Annotated in this window: 1 protein-coding gene; it reads right to left on the minus strand. The window is 71.7% G+C overall.

What is annotated here, in order from left to right; translation table 11 throughout:
* A complete protein-coding gene (locus ACIGWZ_RS15325; protein WP_400064615.1) occupies nt 1–24,036 on the minus strand; it encodes a non-ribosomal peptide synthase/polyketide synthase in 24,036 nt (8,011 codons plus the stop codon).
* Between the last annotated feature and the right edge of the window lie 45 nt (nt 24,037–24,081).

A 24,081-nucleotide genomic window follows, 5' to 3' on the forward strand; every position in this document is an offset into this window, starting at 1 on the left:
TCAGTTCTCCTGGGTGGGTGAGGTGGTGCGGGTGATGTCGGCGATCTTCGCCGCCAGGATCGGCCCGATCTGGGCCAGCGAACCCGGCTGGGTCATGCGGTCGTGCCGGGTGGTGATGTCGTGGGACTCGATCCGGCCGCCGATGTACGGCCGCCAGATGTCGGCGCCCGGGGAGTCCTCCTCCCGGTCGATGGTGGAGTTGAACAGCAGCAGGTCTCCGTCGAACAGGCCGGGCGTGAAGTCGAGCGCGAGCTGAGCGTTGTTGATCATGATCGCGACGACGGCCTCGATGTGGCGTTCCTCGAGGTTCGCCAGCGCGCTGCCCCGGACGCGCAGGATCTCCGCGACCTCGGGGTAGGTCAGCGGCCCGTCGCCCAGCTCGTCCGGATCGCAGTCGAGCATCCCGACCAGGACGTCCCGCTCGGTGGGCACCGGCGGCTCGTCGAACGAGACGTCACCCACCGGGTAGGCGTCGAGGATGGCCAGCAGCACGGTCTGTTCGCCGCGCGCCCGCAGCTCGCAGGCGAGGGCGTGGGCGATCAGCCCGCCGGCGGACCAGCCGAGCAGCATGTAGGGGCCGTTCGGCTGGGCCTTGCAGATCTGGTCGGCGTAGTCGGCCGCCATTTCCTCGAAGGAGGTCGGGCGGGGTTCGGGCCGCCCCAGGCTGCGCGCCTGGATCGCGTACATCGGATGCTCCGGGCCGACGTGGTTGAGCAACCCGCAGTAGGACCAGCTGATGCCGCCGCCGGGGTGGATGCAGAACAGCGGGGTGTGACGTCCCGTCGGCCGCAGCGGCAGGAGGATGTCGAAGGCGTCGTCGGGGTCGTTCATGGCCAGGCGGTCCGCCAGTTCGGCCACCGTCGGCGCTTCGAAGAGCGTACGCAGCCCCAGCTCGATGCCGAGCGTTGCGCGGACGCGGGAGACCAGGCGGGCGGCGAGCAGCGAATGCCCGCCCAGGTCGAAGAAGTCGTCGTCGATGCGGACGCGGTCCCGGCCGAGCACTTCGGCGAACAGGTCGCACAGCAGCTGTTCCTGCGGCGTCCTGGGCGTGCGGCCGACGTCGGCCGCACCGTACTCGGGGGCCGGGAGGGCGCCCCGGTCCAGCTTGCCGTAAGGAGTCAGCGGCAGCGCGTCCATGGTGACGAACGCCGACGGCACCATGTACTCGGGCAGTTGACGGCGGAGCCGGCCGGACAGCTCGTCGGGCTCGGCCGCCCCGTCGGGGCCGTCGGGTACGGGCACGACGTAGGCGACGAGCCGCTTGTCGCCCGGCCGGTCCTCCCGGGCGATGACCGCGGCCTGGGCGATCCCGGGGCAGGCGGCGAGCGCGGCTTCGATCTCACCGGGTTCGATGCGGAAGCCCCGCAGTTTGATCTGGTCGTCGGCGCGGCCGAGGAATTCCAGGCTGCCGTCGTCCAGGGAGCGCACCAGGTCGCCGGTGCGGTACATCCGGGTGCCGGTCGGCCCGTACGGGTCGGCGACGAACCGCTCCGCGGTCAGCGCCGGCCGGCCCAGGTAGCCGCGGGCCAGGCCCGCCCCGGCAAGGTACAGCTCCCCCGCGACGCCCGGCGGCACCGGCCGCAGCCCGGCGTCGAGCACGTAGTGCCGCATGTTCGCCATCGGCCGGCCGATCGGCACGGTGCGCTCGGTGTCCGGCGGTGTGCACATCCGGTGGTGGGCGGCGAAGGTGGTGGTCTCGGTGGGACCGTAGCCGTTGACCACGGCGGTCTTCGGGCATGCGGCCAGCACCTTGGCCACCGCGGCCGCCGACACCACATCGCCGCCCGCCCACACTTCGCGCACCCCGGTCAAGGTCTCCGGCTTCTCCTCGGCCACCAGCTGGAACAGGCCCGACGTCAGCCACAGCCCGGTGACCTCGTGCTCCGTGATCACCCGGCGCAGCGTGTCGGTGTCCAGCTGCCCTGCGGGGGCAACGACGACCCGGCCGCCGCTGAGCAGCGGCACCCACATCTCGTACGTGGAGGCGTCGAAGGCCGTCGGGGAGTGCAGCAGGACCCGCTGGTGGGCGCCGCCGCGCCAGCACGGGGCCAGCGCGAGGGCCGCCACGTCGTGGTGCGTGGCGCCGATGCCCTTCGGCTCTCCCGTCGATCCGGAGGTGTACATCACGTAGGCGAGCTGCCGGGGGTGGCAGGTGACCGCGGGGGCCGTGGCGTGGGACCTGCCCTGGCTCAGCGCGGTGAGCACGTCGCGGGTGAGCACCATCGCCGCGCCGGTCTCCCGGACGATCAGGTCGACGCGGGAGGACGGGAAGCGCGGGTCGAGCGGGACGTAGGCCGCTCCCGCCTTGACGATCGCCAGAAGCGCCACGACCAGCTCCGCCGAGCGTTCCAGCAGGACCGCCACCGAGGTCTCCGGTCCGACACCCTGGGCGAGCAGCGCATGGGCGAGGTGGTTGGCCCGCGCGTCGAGTTGCGCGTACGTGAGGGTGGCGTCGCCGGAGACGACCGCCACCGCCGCGGGAGTGGCCCGTGCCTGCGCGGCGAACAGCTCCGGCAGGGCCGCGCCGGGAAGCTCGGCGGCCGTGTCGTTGTTCTCGACCAGCAGCCGGTGGCGTTCCTCGGCGGAGACGACGTCGATCCGGCCGATCGGCCGCCCCGGGTCGGCGACCACCGCCCGGAGCAGCCGGATCCACCGCGCGAAGAGCGCCTCGACGGTCGACCGGTCGAACAGGTCGGTGGCGTACTCCACGGCCCCGAGGACCCCGCCGGGGACGCCGTCCGGCCCGTACTGTTCAGCGAGGCTGAAGGTCAGGTCCACCCGGGCGGTGCCGGTCGGCGCCGACGCGAAACCGGTGTCCAGCCCCGGCAGGGTGAACTCGCCGGTCGGCGCGTTCTGCAGGCCGAGCATCACCTGGAACAGCGGGTGGTGGGAGAGCGACCGGGCCGGGTTGAGTGCCTCGACGAGGTATTCGAAGGGCACGTCCTGATGGGCGTAGGCGGCGAGCGCCTTCTCCCGTACCTGGCCGAGCAGTTCGGCGAAGGTGGGGTCGCCGGAGGTGTCGGTGCGCAGGACGAGGGTGTTGACGAAGAAGCCGACGAGGTCGTCCAGCGCCTGGTCGGTGCGGCCGGCGATGGGGCTGCCGATGGGGATGTCGGTCCCGGCGCCGAGCCTGCTCAGCAGGGCGGCGAGCCCGGCCTGCAGCACCATGAACGTGCTCGCGCCGTGCGCCGTGGCCAGGTCGCGCAGGCCCCGGTGCAGTTCCGCGTCCATCCGCACCGGCAGCTGGCCGCCGCGGTAGGAGGCCGTCGCGGGCCGGGGCCGGTCGGTGGGCAGCTGCAGCTGCTCGGGCAGTCCGGCCAACGTCTCCTTCCAGTAGAGCAGTTGGGCGGCGAAGCGACTGTCCGGGTCGGACGCCTCGCCGAGCAGGTGCCGCTGCCACAGGGTGTAGTCCGCGTACTGCACCGGCAGTGGCGTCCACTCCGGCACGTCGCCCCGGCACCGCGCCGCGTACGCCAGCGCGAGATCGCGGGAGAGCGGTCCCATGGACCAGCCGTCGCCGGCGATGTGGTGCACCACGATCAGCAGTACGTGTGCGTCGGCGGCCGTCGCGTACAGCTCCGCCCGTACGGGCAGTTCCGTCGCCAGGTCGAATCCGCGTCGCGCCCCTTCCGCGAGCCGTTCCGGGAGCCCGGCCGTGTCGGTTTCGACGACGGGCATGCTCGGGCGGGCTTCCGCCGGGGACAGGACGTGCTGGTAGGGCACGCCGCCGGAGGCGCGGAAGACGGTGCGCAGACTCTCGTGCCGAGCCACCACGTCCGCCAGCGCGTCGTGCAGCGCCCGCCGGTCGAGGTCGCCGGAGAGCCGCAGCGCCAGCGGCATGTTGTACGTGGCGCCGGGGCCCTCCATCTGGTGCAGGAACCACAGGCGGCGCTGGGCGAACGACAGCGGTACCCGCTCCGGGCGTTCGCAGGTCGTCAGCGCGGGCCGCGCCCGCCCCGCGTCGTCCAGGCGGACCGCGAGGCCCGCCACCGTCGGCGCCTCGAACAGGACCCGCACGTCCAGTTCGGCGCCGAAGGTCGCACGGATACGGGACACCAGGCGGGTCGCCAGCAGCGAATGCCCGCCCAGATCGAAGAAGTTGTCGTCGACGCCGACCTGCGCGAGCCCGAGCACCTCGGCGAACAGCTCGCCGAGGAGCTGCTCCTGCGGAGTGCGCGGCGCCCGCCCGGCCCCGGCGGAACCCAGCTCGGGAGCCGGCAGCGCGCCGCGGTCCAGCTTTCCGCCGGCCGACAGCGGCAGCTCGTCCAGCATCACGAACGCGGACGGCACCAGGTAGTCGGGCAGCCGCTCGGCCAGATGGTCGCGCAGTTCATGGATGAGGGCGCTGGTTCCGCGGCTGCCGGTCGGGGTGTTCGTCAACGAGGTCGGCGAGGTACCCGGGGACCGGGCGGGCCGGCACAGGTCGACGGGGGCGGCCGACGGCGACGCCGGCGGGTCGGCGAAGACGACGTCCACGGCGTCGGCCGCGGTGGGCGACCAGGTGATGCCCACCCAGCAGCCGTACTCCCGTCCGAGCTCGTGGAACGCCTCCAGGTCGACGAGGTCGCCCTCGTCCGTGGCATGCAGCTGTGCCAGGAGGTCCGGGAGCGAGGCGCCGTCGGACTGCACCGCCCGCGCGAGGGCGGCCTCCCGCACGACGCGGCTGTTCGGCACGCCGGTGACCCACAGCGCGGCCGCACCGCGCCCCGTCAGGAGCGCGCGCAGCTCGTCCAGGCCGGCGACCTGCCGGCCCCAGCCCACCTCGGCCGGCTCGCCGGGCGGGTGCGGGGTGACCGGCTGCTTGTGCAGCGTGACGTCGTAGCGGTAGCGCGTCAGCTCGTTGTGGTGCCGGCCGCGCTTGACCTGGACGGCGATGCCGCCGATGTCCTCGCCGCGCTCCCGCAGGGCCGTGAAGAAGTCCGGGTCGACCAGGAGTTCCTTCTCGACCAGTACGGCCTGTTCCACGGCGCGCCGCACCGCGGGCAGGTCGGTTTCGGGGCCGGCCCGGTGCAGCTGCACCGCGGTGGTCAGCGAGCGCAGCAGACGCAGATTGCGCACATCGCCGATGAACAGGGTTCCGCCGGGGGCGAGCAGCCGCATCAGTCGGTTGATCACCTCCGCCAGGTAGTCGGCGGTCGGGAAGTACTGGACGACCGAGTTGATGACGACGGTGTCGAAGGTGCCGGCCGGCAGTCCGTCGGTGTCGTGGGCGGGACGGGTCTGCAGGGTGACCCGTTCGGCCAGTCCCGGTTCACGGCCGACCCGGGCAGTCAGCTCGTCGATCGCCGTGGCGGAGAAGTCGGTGGCCCAGTACGTCTCGCAGTGCGGCGCCACCTGGGAGAGCAGCAGCCCGGTGCCGACGCCGACCTCCAGCACCCGCCGGGGTTGCAGCGCCAGGATCCGTGCCACGGTCTCGTCGCGCCATTCCCGCATCTGCTCCACGGGGAGGGGCGCGGCGTCGTAACTGCTGTTCCATCCGGTGAAGTTCTGCCCGAACGCGGTCTGCTCCGCGGCGACGGGCAGCGCGTCGTAGATCTCCCGCCACTCGGCCACATGGTCCTGCTCCAGCCCGCGGTCGCGACCGTCCTCGGCGGCGTTGCGGGCCACGACATAGGCGACGAGCCTCTTGTCGTCCGGCGCGTCCGTCCGGTCCTGCCGGGCGATCACTGCCGCCCGTGCGACGCCAGGATGCGCGGCGAGCGCCGCCTCGACCTCACCGGGCTCGATACGGAATCCGCGGACCTTGACCTGGTGGTCGGCCCGGCCGAGGAATTCCAGCTCGCCGTCCGCCCGCCAGCGCACCACATCGCCCGTGCGGTACATCCGCGAACCGGCCGGCCCGTAGGGATCGGCCACGAACCGCCCCGCCGTCAGACCGGGCCGGTTCAGGTACCCGCGGGCCAGACCCGCACCGGCGACGTACAAGTCCCCCGCCACACCGGGCGGCACCGGCTGAAGCCCGGCGTCGAGGGCGTAGACCCGGGTGTTGGTGATCGGACGACCGATCGGCGGCACACCCGCGGACGGCGCGAGCGGCTCGCTCATCGTCGCGCACACCGTCGTCTCCGTCGGACCGTACGCATTGATCATCCGACGCCCCGGCGCCCACCGCGCCACCAGCTCGGCCGAACACGCCTCCCCCGCCACCACCAGCGTCGACGCCGTCAGCTCGCCCTCCGCCACAGACGCCAGCACCGACGGCGGCAACGTCACATGGGTGATCCCGCAAGCGCCGTCGGTCAGGGCGGCGAGCGGGGATCCGGCCGGCGGCAGCACCAGCGTCGCGCCCACCAGCAGCGTCGTGAACAGCTCCGACACCGAGGCGTCGAAGCTCGGCGAGGCGAACTGCAGAACCCGGCTGTCGGCATCGATCGCGAACCGGTCGACCTGCGCGGCCACCAACCCGGCGATACCGGCGTGGCTCACCACCACACCCTTGGGACGACCGGTCGAACCCGACGTGTAGATCACATACGCCGGATGCCGCATGTCGAGCGCGACGACCGGATCGACGTCCGGGTACCCCTCCGTGCCGGTGACGACAGCTGGGTCGTCCACCACCAGCACCGGCCGCGCATCATCGAGCATGAACGCAATCCGCGCCGCCGGGTACGCCGGATCGACCGGCAGATACGCCGCCCCCGCCTTCATCGTCCCCAGCAGCCCGACGACCAGCTCCACCGACCGCGGCAGCACCAGCGCCACCACCTGCTCCGGACCCACGCCCCGCTCGATCAGCGCATGCGCGAAGCGGTTCGCCCGCGCATTCAGCTCCGCATAGCTCAGCGAGACGTCCCCGGAGACCAGAGCCACCGCGTCCGGCGACGCCGCCACCCGTTCCTGGAAGGAGTCGGGCAGAGGGCCGGAATCGACGGCGCCCTCGGTGGCGTTGTAGTCGCCCAGCAGGCGGCCCCGCTCCTCGGAGGAGAGCAGATCGATCCGGCCGATCGGCGCTTCCGGGTCGGCGGCGACGGCCTCCAGCAGCCGCGTCCACCGCGCGATGAGCGTCTCGACCGTGGCCCGGTCGTAGAGGTCGGTGGCGTACTCCACCGCGCCGGCGATGCCACCGGGGGCGCCGTCCGAGCCGTATCGCTCGCACAGGCTGAAGCCCAGGTCGAACTTGGCCGTGCCCGTCGGTGCCGGCACGCCGGACACCCGCAGCCCCGGCAGCTCGAAGTCGCCCATCGGGGCGTTCTGCAACGCCAGCATGACCTGGAACAGCGGGTGGTGCGACAGCGACCGCGCCGGGTTCAGCACCTCCACCAGATGCTCGAACGGAATGTCCTGATGGGCATAGGCCGCCAGCGCGTTCTCCCGCACCCGGCCCAGCAGTTCGGCAAAGGTCGGATCGCCCGAGGTGTCGGTGCGCAGCACAAGAGTGTTGACGAAGAACCCGACGAGATCGTCCAGCGCCTGGTCCGTACGGCCCGCGAGGGGACTGCCGACCGGGATGTCGGTACCGGCACCCAGCCGGGTGAACAACGCCGCGCATGCGGCGTGCAGGACCATGAACATGCTGGCCCCGGTACGGCGGGCCAGCGCGGCCAGTCCGCAATGCACGTCGGGGCTCAGCTCGACGGTGAGGTGGTCGCCCTCGTACGAGGCCACGGGCGGGCGCGGGCGGTCCGTCGGCAGCTGGATGCACTCCGGCAGCCCGGTGAGGTGCTCGGTCCAGTAGGCGAGCTGCCGGGCGAGCCGGCTGTCCGGGTCGGCGACGTCACCGAGCAGATCCCGCTGCCACAGGGTGTAGTCCGCGTACTGCACCGGCAACGGCGACCACTCCGGCTTGTCACCGACGCAACGGGCCGCGTACGCCGCCGCGAAGTCGCGGGACAGCGGCCCCATCGACCATCCGTCGCCGGCGATGTGGTGCACCGTCATCAGCAGCACGTGCTCGTCCGGTGCGACGGCGAACAGCTCCGCCCGCAGCGGGAGTTCCCCCGCCAGGTCGAACGCGTACCGCGCCGCCTCCGCCAGCCGCCCCGGCAGTTCCTTCCGGCCGGTGGCGGTCACCAGCAGCCGGGGCCGGACCACATCCGTGTCCAGCACCCGCTGGCAGGGCACCCCGTCGACCTCCGCGAAGACCGTCCGCAGGCTCTCGTGCCGCGCCATCACGTCCGCCAGCGCCGCCTCCAGCGCCGATTCGTTCAACTCGCCCGACAGCCGCAGCGCCAGCGGAATGTTGTAGGTGGCGCCGGGCCCTTCCATCTGGTGGAGGAACCACAGGCGGCGCTGGGCGAACGACAGCGGCACCACGTCGGGATGCTCGCACGCGGTCGGCGTCGGCCGCGCAGCATCCGCGCCACCCAGGCGGGCCGCCAGACCGGCCACGGTCGGTGCCTCGAACAGGGTCCGCAGCTCCGCCTCGACGCCGAGCACCGTGCGCACCCGCGACATCAGACGCGTCGCCAGCAGCGAATGCCCACCGAGGTCGAAGAAGCTCTCATCGACCCCGACCTCGCCCACGCCCAGCACCTCGGCGAACAGCTCCGCCAGCAGCTGCTCCCGCGGCGTCCGCGGCGCTCGCCCGCCCGTGACGACCGGATCGAACTCCGGAGTCGGCAAGGCAGCACGGTCCAGCTTCCCGCTCGGCGCCAGCGGCAGGCCGTCCAGCAGCACGAACGCCGACGGCACCAGGTGGTCCGGCAGTCGCTGCCGCAGATACTCGCGAAGCTCGACCGATCGGACAACGGCGCCCGGGGCAGGCACGGCATAGCCGACCAGCCGGTCGTCCCGGGCGATCACGGCGGCCCGGGCGACCCCGGGATGCGCGGCAAGCACGGCCTCGACCTCACCGGGCTCGATACGGAACCCCCGCACCTTGACCTGCTCATCCGCCCGGCCGAGGAATTCCAGATCGCCGTCCGCCCGCCAACGCACCACATCGCCCGTGCGGTACATCCGCGAACCAACCGGCCCGTACGGATCGGCCACGAACCGCCCCGCCGTCAGACCCGGCCGGTTCAGGTACCCGCGGGCCAGACCCGCACCGGCGACGTACAACTCCCCCGCCACACCCGACGGCACCGGCTGAAGCCCGCCGTCAAGGACATACACCCGGGCATTGACGATCGGACGACCGATCGGCGGCACACCGACGGACGGCGCAAGCGGCTCGCTCATCGTCGCGCACACCGTCGTCTCCGTCGGACCGTACGCATTGATCATCCGACGCCCCGGCGCCCACCGCGCCACCAACTCCGCCGAACACGCCTCCCCCGCCACCACCAGCGTCGACGCCGCCAGCTCACCCTCCGCCACAGACGCCAGCACCGACGGCGGCAACGTCACATGCGTCACGCCCCAGGCACCATCCGCCAGAGCCGCAAGCGGCGCATCGGACGGAGCCAGGACCAGAGCAGCACCGGTCAGCAGCGCGCCGCACAGATCCCAGAACGAGGCATCGAAGCTCGGCGAAGCGAACTGCAGCACACGACTTCCGGCCTCGATACCGAGCCGTTCGACCTGCGCGGCCACCAGGCCCGCGATGCCCGCGTGGCTCACCACCACACCCTTGGGACGACCGGTCGAACCCGACGTGTAGATCACATACGCCGGATGCCGCACGTCGAGCGCGACAACCGGATCGACGTCCGGGTACCTCTCCGTGCCGGTGACGAGAGCCGGGTCATCGACGACCAGCACCGGCCGCGCATCATCGAGCATGAACGCAATCCGCGCCGCCGGGTACGCCGGATCGACCGGCAGGTAGGCGGCACCCGCCTTCGCCACCGCGAGAACGGCCACCACGAGTTCGACGGAACGCGGCAGGGCCAGGGCGACGACCTGCTCCGGGCGCACTCCGCGCTCGATCAGCGCATGGGCGAACCGGTTGGCCCGCGCGTTCAGTTCGCCGTAAGTGACGCTCGTGTCTCCGGACACGACCGCGTCCGCGTCCGGCTGCGCGCGCACGCGTTCCTCGAACGCCGCGGCAAGCGTGGTGGCGGGCAGCGGTTTCGCGGTGCCGTTGCACTCGTGCAGCAGCCGGTGCCGTTCGTCCGCACCAAGTACGCCGATCGTGCTGAGCGGCTGTTCCGGGTCGGCTACCGCCGCGGCCAGCACACGCGTCCACCGCGCGACGAGCGTTTCGACCGTGGCCCGGTCGAACAGGTCGGTGCTGTACTCCACCACCCCGTCGAGACCGCCCGGGGTGCCGTCCGGTGCACGGCGCTCGGCGATGCTGAAGGTCAGGTCGAGCCTGGCCGAGCCGGTCGGTACCGCCAGACCCGAGACCCGCAGTCCGGGCAGCTCGAAGTCGCCCATCGGGGCGTTCTGCAACGCCAGCATGGTCTGGAAGAGCGGGTGGTGCGACAGCGACCGCGTCGGGTTCAGCGCCTCCACCAAGTGCTCGAAGGGAATGTCCTGGTGCGCGTACGCCGCCAGCGCGTTCTCCCGCACTCGGCTCAGCAGTTCGGCAAAGGTCGGATCGCCCGAGGTGTCGGTGCGCAGCACAAGGGTGTTGACGAACAACCCGACCAGGTCGTCCAACCCCTCGTCCGTACGCCCTGCGATCGGGCTGCCGAGCGGGATGTCGGTCCCGGCACCGAGCCGGGTGAACAGCGCCGCCAGCCCCGCCTGCAACACCATGAACAGACTGGTCCCGCTGCGCCGCGCCAGGTCGGCCAGCCCCGCATGCAGCTGCGAGTCCAGCCCCAGGGAGAGAAGGTCGCCCCGGTAGGACGTCGCCGCGGGCCGCGGCCGGTCCGTCGGCAGCTGGATCTGCTCCGGCAGCCCGGCCAGGTTCTCGGCCCAGTACGCGCTCTGCCGAGCGAACAGGCTCTCCCGATCCGACTCCTCACCCAGCAGGTCCCGCTGCCACAGGGCGTAATCCGCATACTGCACCGGCAACGGCGCCCACCCCGGCTCCGCACCCCGACACCGCACCGCATAGGCGGCGGCGAGATCCCGCGACAGCGGCCCCATCGACCAACCATCACCCGCAATGTGATGCATCACCACCAGCAGCACATGCTCATCCCGTCCGAGCGCGAACAACTCCGCCCGCACCGGCAGCTCCACCGCCACATCGAAGCCGTACCGAGCCGCCTCCGCCAACCGGCCCCGCAGCTCCGACTCGTCCACGGCCGTCACGGGCAGCCGCAGCCGCGCCTCCGCCGCCGGGACGATCCGCTGGTAGGGCACCCCATCGATCTCCGCGAAGAGAGTCCGCAGGCTCTCGTGCCGGCTCACGACGTCGTGCAGTGCGGACTCGAGCGCCTGCCGGTCCAGGGTTCCCGACAGCCGCAAGGCCAGCGGCATGTTGTAGGTGGCGCTCGGCCCCTCCATCCGGTGCAGGAACCACAGCCTGCGCTGCGCATACGACAACGGCACCCGGTCCGGACGCTCGTACGCCGACAGTGCCAGGCGCGCCCGTCCCGCGTCGCCGAGCTCCGCGGCCAGTCCGGCCGCGGTGGGGGCCTCGAAGAGGGTCCGCAGTTCGACCTCGATGCCGAGGGACGCGCGTACCCGCGACATCAGCCGCGTCGCCAGCAGCGAGTGCCCGCCCAGGTCGAAGAAGTTGTCGTCGATCCCGACCCGGTCGACGCCCAGCACCTCCGCGAACAACGCGCACAGCAGCTGTTCCTGCGGCGTCCGCGGCGCCCGACCGGGACCGGCGACCCCGAAATCGGGAGCGGGCAGGGCCCGTCGATCGAGCTTGCCATGGGACGTCAACGGCAACGCGTCGAGAACCACGAAGGCGGCAGGCACCATGTAATCGGGCAGCCGGTCACGCACGTACGCGCGCAGCTCGTCCGGCAGCAGCGCGCTGCCCGGCACGGGAACGACGTAGGCGACGAGCTGCTGCCGGCCGGGGCGGGCCTCGTGCGCGACCACGGCGTTCCGGGCCACGCCGGGGCAGTCGGCGAGTACGGCCTCGATCTCGCCGAGTTCGACGCGGAAGCCGCGCACCTTGACCTGATGGTCCGCTCTGCCGAGGAACTCCAGCTCGCCGTCCGCCCGCCAGCGCGCCACGTCGCCCGTGCGGTACATCCGCGACCCGGCCGGGCCGTAGGGGTCGGCCACGAACCGTTCGGCGGTGAGGCCCGGCCGGTTCACGTACCCGCGGGCCAGGCCCGCGCCCGCGATGTAGAGCTCGCCCGGCACCCCTGTCGGCACCGGCCGCAGCCCGGTGTCCAGTACGTACATGCTGCTGTTGGCGATCGGCCGGCCGATCGGCGGCGGCGCGGCGCAGTCATCGAGCTCCGAGGGCAATGTGACGGCGGTGACGACATGAGTCTCCGCCGGGCCGTAGTGGTTGTGCAGCACTCGGTCCGCGGCACGCCCCTGGAACTCCCGCAGCTGGCCCCCGAGGCGCAGCGCCTCACCGGCCTGGGCGAGGGTACGCAGCGCCGGCAGATCCCGTCCGAGCTCGTTGGCGGTCTCGGCGACCGCCTCGATCACCAGGTTGGGTGCGAACAGTTCCCCCACCTGGTGCCGGTCCAGCCATGCGACGAGGAGTTCCGCGCTGCGTCGTTCCTCCTCGGACGGCACGACCAGCGTCTTGCCGAAGGCGAGCGCGGACAGGATTTCCTGCACGGAGACGTCGAAGCTGATGGCCGTGAATTGAGCGGTCCGGGTTCCCGTCCCCCCGCCGACGGCCCGATGGTGCCAGAGCAGCAGGTTCAGCAACGCGAGCGCCGGCATCATCACGGCCTTGGGGCGGCCGGTCGAGCCCGAGGTGTAGATGACGTAGGCCGGATGCTGCGGCAGCAGCGCGGCGACCCGGTCGGCGTCGGTGGGGTCGGACGCCGCGCCGGAGCTCAGCGTTTCCGCGACCATCGTGTCATCGAGCACCAGGCACGGCGCCCCGATGTCCGCGGGGACGAGATCGGCCGTCTCGGCAGTGGTCAGCAGCAGCGCCGGTGCCGCGTCCCTGAGCATGAACGCGATGCGGGCCGCCGGATACTCCGGGTCCACCGGCAGATAGGCCGCCCCCGCTTTGAACACGGCCAGCATCGCGACGACGAACTCGGCGGAGCGGGGCAGCGCGAGGGCGACGACCGCCTCGGGTCCGACGCCGCGCGCGATCAGCACCTGCGCGAGCCGGTTGGCCCGGGCGTTGAGCTCGTCGTAGGTGAGCGTGGCGTCTTCGCAGACGACGGCGATCGCCTCCGGCGTCGCGGCCACCTGGGCCTCGAACAGCGCGGGGATGCTGGTGGCGGAGACGTCGACCGCCGTGTCGTTACGGGCGACCAGCAGCTCCCGGCGCTCCTCGGCCGACAGCACGTCGACCCGCCCGATCCGCTGCTCCGGATCGGCGACGACGGCGTCCAGCAGCCGCGTCCACCGGGTGATGAGCGTCTCGATCGTGGCCGCGTCGTACAGGTCGGTGGCGTACTCGACCGCTCCGACGAGGCCGCCCGGGCCGCCGTCCGGTCCGCGGCGTTCGGACAGGGCGAAGAACAGGTCGAACTTCGCCGTACCGGTGGCGACCGGAACGGTGGAGAGCCGCAGCCCCGGCAGGTCGTAGTCCTCGACCGGTGCGTTGTGGAGCGCCAGCATGACCTGGAACAGCGGGTGGTGCGACAGCGACCGGGCGGGGTTCAGCGCCTCCACCAACTGCTCGAACGGAATGTCCTGGTGGGCATAGGCTCCGAGCGCGTTCTCCCGGACCTGACCCAGCAGTTCGGCGAAGGTCGGATCACCGGAGAGGTCGGTGCGCAGCACCAGCGTGTTGACGAAGAAGCCGACAAGATCGTCCAGCTCCCGGTCGGTGCGGCCGGCGATGGGGCTGCCGACCGGGATGTCCGTACCGGCACCGAGCTTGCCCAGCAGCGCCGCCAGCCCGGCCTGCAACACCATGAAGAGGCTGGCCCCGGAGCGACGCGCCAGGTCGGTCAGCTCGGCATGAAGCGTGGGACTCAGCTCGAAGGTGAGGTGGTCGCCCTCGTACGAGGCCACGGCCGGCCGCGGGCGGTCCGTCGGCAGCTGGATCCGCTCCGGCAGCCCGGTGAGGTGCTCGGTCCAGAAGAGGAGCTGCTCGGCGAGCCGGCTGTCCGGGTCGGCGACGTCACCGAGCAGGTCCCGCTGCCACAGGGTGTAGTCCGCGTACTGCACCGGGAGCGGCGACCACTCCGGCTTCGCGCCAAGGCACCGTGCGTCGTACGCCGCCGCGACATCGCGCGCCAGCAGTCCCGCCGACCAACCGTCCCCGGCGATGTGGTGCACGACCAGCAGCAGCACATGCTCGTCCGGCGCCAGGGCGAACAGCTCCGCCCGCACCGGCGGTTCCGCCTCCAGGTCGAAGGCGTATCGGGCCGCCTCGGCGAGCCGGGTGCGTAGCTCCCCCTCGGTGGTCCCGGTGAGCGGCAGCGGCAGCTCGGCCTCCGCTGCCTCCAGAACGCGCTGGTACGGTGCCCCGTCGATCTCCGCGAAGACCGTCCGCAGGGTCTCGTGCCGCGCCACCACGTCTGCCAGCGCCGCCTCCAGCGCGGATCGGTTCAGCTCGCCCGACAACCGCAGCGACAGCGGGATGTTGTACGTGGCGCTCGGCCCTTCCAAGCGGTGGAGGAACCACAGACGGCGCTGCGCGAACGACAGCGGTACCCGCTCCGGACGCTCGTACCTGGTGAGCGCGGTCCTGGCCTGCCCCATCTCCGCGAGTTTCGCGGCCAGTCCGGCCACGGTGGGGGCCTCGAAGAGAGCGCGCAGCTCGACTTCGACGCCGAGCACCGTGCGCACTCGCGACATCAGACGCGTCGCCAGCAGCGAATGCCCACCGAGGTCGAAGAAGCTCTCGTCGACCCCGACCCCGACCTCGCCCACGCCCAGCACCTCGGCGAACAGCTCCGCCAGCAGCTGTTCCTGCGGCGTCCGCGGCGCCGGCCCGCGGCCCCCGTCGGATCCGAAGTCCGGAGCCGGTAGTGCCCCGCGGTCCAGCTTCCCGTTCAGCATCAGCGGAAGACGTTCGAGGAGAACGAACGACGACGGAACCATGTAATCGGGCAGCCGCTCCCGCAGATGACCGCGCAGTTCGACGGGCTCGGGGGTGCACTCCGCGTCGGGAACGACATAGCCGACCAGCCGGTCGTCCCGGGCGATCACAGCGGCCCGGGCGACCCCGGGATGCCCGGCAAGCACAGCCTCGACCTCACCGGGCTCGACACGGAACCCCCGCACCTTGACCTGCTCGTCCACCCGGCCGAGGAATTCCAGCTCGCCGTCCGCCCGCCAACGCACCACGTCGCCCGTGCGGTACATCCGCGAACCAACCGGCCCGTACGGATCGGCCACGAACCGCTCCGCCGTCAGACCGGGCCGGTTGAGATAGCCGCGGGCCAGACCCGCACCGGCGACGTACAACTCCCCCGCCACACCGGGCGGCACCGGCTGAAGCCCGGCGTCGAGGACATAGGCCCGGGTGTTGGTGATCGGACGACCGATCGGCGGCACACCGACGAACGGCGCGAGCGGCTCGCTCATCGTCGCGCACACCGTCGTCTCCGTCGGACCGTACGCATTGATCATCCGACGCCCCGGCGCCCACCGCGCCACCAACTCCGCCGAACACGCCTCCCCCGCCACCACCAGCGTCGACGCCGCCAGCTCACCCTCCGCCACAGACGCCAGCACCGACGGCGGCAACGTCACATGCGTCACGCCCCAGGCACCATCCGCCAGAGCCGCAAGCGGCGCATCGGACGGAGCCAGGACCAGAGCAGCACCGGTCAGCAGCGCGCCGCACAGATCCCAGAACGAGGCATCGAAGCTCGGCGAAGCGAACTGCAGCACACGACTTCCGGCCTCGATACCGAGCCGTTCGACCTGCGCGGCCACCAGGCCCGCGATGCCCGCGTGGCTCACCACCACACCCTTGGGACGACCGGTCGAACCCGACGTGTAGATCACATACGCCGGATGCCGCACGTCGAGCGCAACGACCGGATCGACGTCGGGACAGTCGGCGGTTCCGGCGACCGTGGCAGGATCGTCCACCACCAGCACGGGCCGCGCATCATCGAGCATGAACGCGATCCGCGCCGCCGGGTACGCCGGATCGACCGGCAGGTAGGCGGCACCCGCCTTCATCGTCCCCAGCATTCCCACGATCAGCTCCACCGACCGCGGCAGCGCCAGCGCCACCACCTGCTCCGGACCCACTCCGCGCTCGATCAGCGCATGCGCGAACCGGTTCGCCCGCGCATTCAGCTCCGCATAGCTCAGCGAGACGTCCCCGGAAACCAGAGCCACCGCGTCCGGCGTCGCCCGCACCTGCGCCTCGAACAGCGCGGGAGGGGTCGCCTGCGACACCGCTCGGCCCGTGTCGTTCCGGTCCGCGAGCAGCCGGTGCCGCTCCTCGGCGGAGAGCACATCGATCCGGCCGATCGGCCGTTCCGGGTCGGCGACGACGGCCTCCAGCAGCCGCGTCCACCGCGTAAAGAGGGTCTCGACCGTGGCCCGGTCATAGAGGTCGGTGCTGTATTCGACGAAGCCCCTGAGCCCGGCCGGGACACCGTCCGCCCGGCGTTCCTCGGTGAGGCTGAACGTCAGATCGAGCCTGGCGGTGCCGGTCGGTACGACCATGCCGGAGACCCGCAGTCCGGGCAGGTCGAAGTCGCCCACCGGGGCGTTCTGCAACGCCAGCATGACCTGGAACAGCGGGTGGTGCGACAGCGACCGCGCCGGGTTCAGCACCTCCACCAGATGCTCGAACGGAATGTCCTGATGGGCATAGGCCGCCAGCGCGTTCTCCCGCACCCGGCCCAGCAGTTCGGCAAACGTCGGATCGCCCGAGGTATCGGTACGCAGCACAAGAGTGTTGACGAACAACCCGACCAGGTCGTCCAACCCCTCGTCCGTACGCCCTGCGATCGGGCTGCCGAGCGGGATGTCCGTACCTGCACCGAGCCGGGTGAACAACGCCGCCAACCCCGCCTGCAACACCATGAACAGACTGGTCCCACTGCGCCGCGCCAGATCGGCCAGCCCCGCATGCAGCCCCGAGTCCATCTTCAGGGAGAGAAGGTCGCCCCGGTGCGACGTGGCTGCCGGCCGCGGCCGGTCCGTCGGCAGCTGGATCTGCTCCGGCAGCCCGGCCAGATTCTCCGCCCAGTACGCGCTCTGCCGAGCGAACAGACTCTCCCGATCCGACTCCTCACCCAGCAGGTCCCGCTGCCACAGGGCGTAATCCGCATACTGCACCGCCAACGGCTCCCACCCCGGCTCCACACCCCCGCACCGCGCCGCATAGGCGGTAGCGAGATCCCGCGACAGCGGCCCCATCGACCAACCATCACCCGCAATGTGATGCACCACCACCAGCAGCACATGCTCATCCGGACCCAGCGCGAACAACTCCGCCCGCACCGGCAGCTCCACCGCCAGATCGAACCCGCGCCCCACCGCCTCCGCCAACCGGTCCCGCAGCTCCGACTCGTCCACGGCCGTCACGGGCAGCCGCAGACCCACCTCCGCCACGTCAAGAACCCGCTGGCACGGCACACCATCGACCTCGGGAAACACCGTCCGCAGGCTCTCGTGCCGCGCCACCACATCCGCCAGCGCGGCCTCCAGAGCCGCCTCGTCCAACTCACCCGACAACCGCAGCGCCACCGGGATGTTGTACGTCGCGCTCGCGCCCTCCATCCGCTGCAGGAACCACAACCGACGCTGCGCATAAGACAACGGAACCCTCTCCGGGCGCTGCTGCGCGGCCGGCACAGGCCGGGCCCGGCCGGCCCCGGAGAGCTTCGATGCCAGTCCGGAGACCGTCGGGGCCTCGAACAGCGCGCGGAGCTCGACCTCGGCGCCACAGGTCGCCCGGATACGGGAGACGAGCCGTGTGGCCAGCAGGGAGTGGCCGCCCAGGTCGAAGAAGTTGTCGTCGATCCCGACCCGGTCGACGCCCAGCACCTCCGCGAACAACGCGCACAGCAGCTGTTCCTGCGGCGTCCGCGGCGCCCGGCCGGGACCGGCGACCCCGAAATCGGGAGCGGGCAGGGCGCGCCGGTCGAGCTTGCCATGGGACGTCAACGGCAACGCGTCGAGAGCCACGAAGGCGGCAGGCACCATGTAATCGGGCAGCCGGTCACGCACGTACGCGCGCAGCTCGTCCGGCAGCAGCGCGCTGCCCGGCACGGGAACGACGTAGGCGACCAGCCGCGTGTCGTCCGTCCGATCCCGCCGGGCGACGACGGCGGCCTGGCCGATGCCGGGGCATCCGGCGAGTACGGCCTCGATCTCGCCCGGTTCGATACGGAAGCCGCGCACCTTGACCTGGTCGTCCGCCCGGCCGACGAACTCCAGGGTCCGCCGGGCGTTCCAGCGCACCACGTCCCCGGTGCGGTACATCCGCGTCCCGGGCGGCCCGTAGGGGTCGGCCACGAATCGCCCGGCGGTCAGCCCCGGCCGGTTCAGATAGCCGCGCGCCAGCCCGGCCCCCGCCACATACAGCTCACCCGGCACGCCTGGCGGCACGGGCCGCAGACGGTCGTCCAGGACATAGGTACGGAGGTCGGGGATCGCCGTGCCGACATCGCTGGCGGCGCCGGCCGCGGCGCGGTCGCGGTCCAGCGCGGCGTATGTGACGTGCACCGTGGTCTCGGTGATGCCGTACATGTTCACCAGTGCGGGAGCGTCGTCCGGATGGCGCCGGTACCAGTCCGCGAGACGGGGGAGCTCCAGCGCCTCGCCGCCGAAGATCACCGTGCGCAGGGCGAGCGAAGTCCCCGGGGTGTCCTCGTCGGCCTGCATCAGCTGGTAGAAGGCGGACGGCGTCTGGTTCAGCACCGTGACGCCCTCGCGGGCGAGCAGTTCGAGGAATCGCTGCGGCGAGCGGCTGAGCTCGTTGGAGACGACGACCAGCCGGCCGCCGTGCAGCAGCGGGCCCCACAGCTCCCACACGGAGAAGTCGAAGGCGTAACTGTGGAACAGCGTCCACACGTCGTCGGCGGAGAAGTGGAACCAGTGCCGCGTCGCATCGAACAGGCGCACCACGTTCCGGTGCGGAATGACGACGCCCTTGGGCTTCCCCGTCGAACCCGAGGTGTAGATGACGTAGGCAGGGTGCCCCGGCGCCGCGGCGGCACGCGGGTCCTCGTCCGGGCATGCCGCTACGCGGGCCACGGTCGACGGGTCGTCCAGCAACAGCCGGTCGACCGGAGCGGCGTCTTCGGGCAGGGCACCGCCCGTCCCCGTGGTGGTCAGGAGGAGGGCAGGACGCGCGTCCTGCAGCATGAAGGCGATCCGCGCCGCAGGATACGCGGGGTCGAGCGGAACGTACGCCGCCCCCGCCTTGAGCACCGCGAGGACCGCCACCACGAGTTCCGCCGAGCGCGGTAGTGCCAGTGCCACCAGGCCCTCGGGCCCGACGCCGTGGCCGATCAGCAGATGGGCGAGCCGGTTGGCCCGGGCGTTCAGCTCGCCGTACGTGAGAGAGGTCGCCCCGGACACCACGGCCACGGCGTCCGGCGTCGCCCGTACCTGCTCCTCGAACAGCGCGGTGACGGTGGTTGCGGGGGGCTCCGCAACAGCAGCGTCGCGGGCGGGCAGCAGCTCGTGGCGCTCCTGCGCCGACAGCACGTCGACCCGCCCGATCCGCTGTCCGGGATCGGCGACCACCGCTGCCAGCAGCCGTGCCCACCGTTGGACGATCCCTTCGACGGTGGCCGCGTCGAACAGGTCGGTGCTGTATTCGACGGTGCCCCTGAGCCCGGCCGGAGCACCGTCCGCGAGGCGTTCCTCGGCAAGGCTGAAGGTCAGATCGCACTTGGCGGTCCGTGTGGGGACCAGGTCCGCGGAGACGCGCAGTCCGGGCAGGTCGAACTCGCCGAACGGGGCGTTCTGCAGCGTCAGCATGGTCTGGAAGAGCGGGTGGTGCGACAGCGACCGCACCGGGTTGAGGGCTTCCACCAGATGCTCGAACGGCAGGTCCTGGTGCGCGTAGGCGGCGAGGGCGTTCTCCCGTACCCGGCCCAGCAGTTCGGTGAACGTCGGGTCACCGGAGAGATCCGTACGCAGCACCAGCGTGTTGACGAAGAAGCCGACCAGATCGTCCATGGCTTCGTCGGTGCGTCCCGCGACGGGAGTGCCTACGGGGATGTCGGTGCCGGCACCGAGCTTGCCGAGCAGCGCCGCCAGCCCCGCCTGCACCACCATGAACAGGCTTGACCCGGTGTCTCGGGCGAGTCGGCGCAGGCCCCGGTGCAACTCCGCGTCCAGCCGGACCGTTACCCGGTCACCGCGGTGGGAGCTCGTCGCGGGGCGTGGGTGGTCCGTCGGCAGCTGGATCTGTTCCGGCAGCCCGGCCAGGTTCTCCGCCCAGTACGCGCTCTGCCGAGCGAACAGACTCTCCCGATCCGACTCCTCACCCAGCAGGTCCCGCTGCCACAGGGCGTAGTCCGCGTACTGCACCGGCAACGGCTCCCACCCGGGCTCCGCACCCCGACACCGCGCCGCATACGCCGCCGCCACATCCCGCGACAACGGTCCCATCGACCAACCATCACCCGCGATGTGATGCACCACCACCAGCAGCACATGCTCATCCGGACCCAGCGCGAACAACTCCGCCCGCACCGGCAGCTCCACCGCCAGATCGAACCCGCGCCCCACCGACTCCGCCAGCCGGTCCCGCAGCTTCGACTCCTCCACGGCCGTCACAGGCAGCCGCAGACCCACCTCCGCCACGTCAAGAACCCGCTGGCACGGCACACCATCGACCTCGGGAAACACCGTCCGCAGGCTCTCGTGCCGCGCCACCACATCCGCCAGCGCGGCCTCCAGAGCCGCCTCGTCCAACTCACCCGACAACCGCAGCGCCACCGGGATGTTGTACGTCGCGCTCGCACCCCCCATCCGCTGCAGGAACCACAACCGACGCTGGGCGTGCGAGAGCGGCATCACGTCCGGCCGCTCGTACACGGCCAGCGCGGGACGCGCCCGTCCGGCACCGTCCAGTGCGGCGGCCAGTTCCGCGACGGTCGGCGCGTCGAAGAGGGTGCCCAGGCTCAGCTCCACGCCCAGGACGGAACGCACCCGGGCGGCCAGCCGCATGGCCAGCAGGGAGTGACCGCCCAGGTCGAAGAAGTCATCGTCCACGCCGACTGCCGGCATCCCGAGGATCTCGCCGAACAGCTCGCCCAGGATCTGTTCCTGCGGGGTACGCGGGGCTCGCCCCGGCGTCTCGGATCCGCGATCGGGTGTCGGCAGGGCGCGCCGGTCCAGCTTTCCGTTCGGCGTGAGCGGCAGCTCGTCCAGCATCACGAACGCTGACGGCACCATGTGGCCGGGCAGGCGCTCCCGCAGATGTCCGCGCAGTTCGTCCGGCAGCAGCGTGCGGTCCGGCGCGGGCACGACGTAGGCGACCAGCCGGGCGTCGTCCGGGTGTTCCTGCCGGGCGACGACGGCAGTCCGGCCGACACCCGAGTGTCCGGCGAGTACGGCCTCGATCTCGCCCGGCTCGATACGGAAGCCGCGGATCTTGACCTGGTCGTCGGCGCGCCCCAGGAATTCCAGCTCACCGTTCGCGTCCCACCGCACCACGTCCCCGGTGCGGTACATGCGGGCCCCGGCCGGCCCGAACGGGTCGGCCACGAACCGCTCCGCCGTGCGCCCCGGCCGGTGCAGATAGCCGCGGGCCAGGCCGGAGCCGGCGAGGTAGAGCTCGCCCGCCACGCCGGAGGGCAGCGGCCGCAGCGCGGCGTCCAGCACGTAGACCCGGGTGTTGGCGACCGGGCGGCCGATCACCGGACGCGGCGCGGCGTCCACCGGCGCGACGACCGCGTCGACGGTGCATTCGGACGGGCCGTAGAAGTTGAGGCAGCGCACCCCTTCCGCGGCCGCCAGTTCCCGCCAGAGTGGCTCCGGGACGGCCTCGCCGCCGACCACGACGACCGCCGGACGGCACCGCGGATCACTCAGCAGGCCGCTCGAGATCAACTCCCGCAGGTACGACGGCGTCGCCTCGACGAAGTCGATCCGCCGACGGGTCAGCCAGGCGACCGCGGCATCCGGGTCGGTCCATGTCTCCCGGTCGGCCACATGCAGCTCATGACCTGCGAGGAGGCTTGACAGTTGGTCCCAGGAGGCGTCGAACGACACCGAAGTCGTCAACGCCACCCGCAGGAAACGGCGCCCGAGTTCGGCCCCCGCCGGGCCGAACACCGCGACACGGTGGTGGGCCTCCAGATTCGCCACGCTTCCGTGGCTGACCACGACGCCCTTGGGTGTGCCGGTGGAGCCGGAGGTGTAGACGACGTAGGCGGGGTTCCGCGGGTCCACGTCCACGGCCGGATCCGTCCGCGGACTCGTCTTCACCACGGCGGCGAGTTCTTCGTCGTCCAGCAGCAGACACTCCGCCGGCCGCACGGCGGGCAGCCGCTCAGCGGTACCCCTGTCGGTGAGCAGCAGTACGGGGCGCGCGTCGTCCAGCGTGGCCGCGATCCTGGCCGGCGGATAGTCCGGATCCACCGGAACGTACGCCGCCCCGGTCTTCAGCACCGCGAGAATGGCCACCACCAGGTCGGCCGAGCGCGGCAGCGCCAAGGCCACGAGCAGCTCCGGTCCGGCGCCGCGGGCCATCAGCACATGCGCGAGCCGGTTGGCCCGCGCGTTGAGCTCGCCGTAGGTGAGCGTGGCAGCTTCGGACACCACGGCGACCGCATCCGGCGTCGCGGCCACCTGCGCCTCGAACAGCGCGGGGATGCTGGTGGCGGAGACGTCGACCGCCGTGTCGTTACGCGCGACCAGCAGCTCCCGGCGTTCCTCGGCCGACAGCACGTCGAACTCGCTGACCTGCTGCTCCGGATCGGCGTCCGCGACGTCGTCGAGGAGCTTGAGCAAACGCCCCTGATGGCCGGCGAGTTCGGTCTCACCGTACGTTTCCGCGGCACCGTGCAGTTGGAGCCGCGGTCCTGATCCGTTCCGCCGGTCGAGCACCCAGGCGGTGAGGGCGCCGTTGGTCGCCTGGGAGAGATTGTGCGCCGTGGCCGGGTGTCCGGCGAAGCTGATGTCGTAGTCGAACGACATGATGTTGACTGCCAGGGGCAACGCCGCGCCGACGCCGCCGGGCAGGGCGAGGTCGCGTTGGAGGTCCTCGCTGCGGTAGCGCTGGTGGTGCAGGGCGCGGTCGACTTCCTCCGCCACCTGATGCACGAGCTCGGACCACCGGGTGTCGGGCCGCACCGCGAGGCGCAGCGGTACCGCGTTGGACACCGCTCCGGGAACGGAGTGGGTACGGGTATCGGTACCCGTGCGGCCCGTCACGATCAGACCGAGCACGACGTCACGCGCGCCGGTCAGCCGGTGGGCGTACAGCACCATCGCCGCGATCAGGATCCGCGACCAGCGCACCCCGGTCCGGCCTGCGGCTGCCTGCAGAGCGTCCGGACGCGCCGGCGTCGCGAGCGTCGTCTTGTGGACGGTGCCCCCGGGGTGGTCGCCGGAGGAGACCCCGGCGATCCTGGTCGGTTCGGGGCAGTCGGCAAACCGCTCCGTCCAGTAGCCGCGGTCCGCCGCAAACTGCTCGGACGCCCGGTACGCGCGGTCGCTGTCCACCAGGTCCCGCAGTGAACCGAAAGCGGCGGGTGGGACCGGTCGGCCGTCCACCAGCGCCGTGTAGGTCTCCGCCAGCCGCCGCGCCACGAGGGAGTAGCCGAACCCGTCCATCATGATGTGGTGGTAGCTCTGGTACCAGCGGAAGTGTCCGGGCCCCAGGGTGAAGAGGGCGTACCTGAAGGGGTTGTCGCGCGCGAGGTCCATCGGGCGGGCCAGGTCGGCGGTCATCCACTGCACGGCCGCGGCCGCCGGATCGGATTCCGTACTGACGTCGACGCACGGCAGTCGCCAGTCCGGCACCTCACGAACCACCTGCCGCGGGCCGTCGTCCCCCTCCGCAATGCGGACGTGCAACGCATCGGTCTCCGCGACGACCTGCCGCAGGGCAGTCTCGAACCTCACCGGGTCGATCGGACCGTGGATGTCCAGGTACTCACCGATCCGGTAGGTCGGTAGCGCCCTGCCCGACCGTTGTTCTGCCAGCCAGATTTCGCGCTGCGCGGCGGTCAACGGGAAAACGGTGTCATCGCGACGAGACATGGAGGTGCCTCCAGAGGATTTCAAGACGTGGGTATCCACCGACGT

The organism is Streptomyces sp. NPDC053427, assembly GCF_044544985.1.
Lineage (GTDB): Bacteria > Actinomycetota > Actinomycetes > Streptomycetales > Streptomycetaceae > Streptomyces.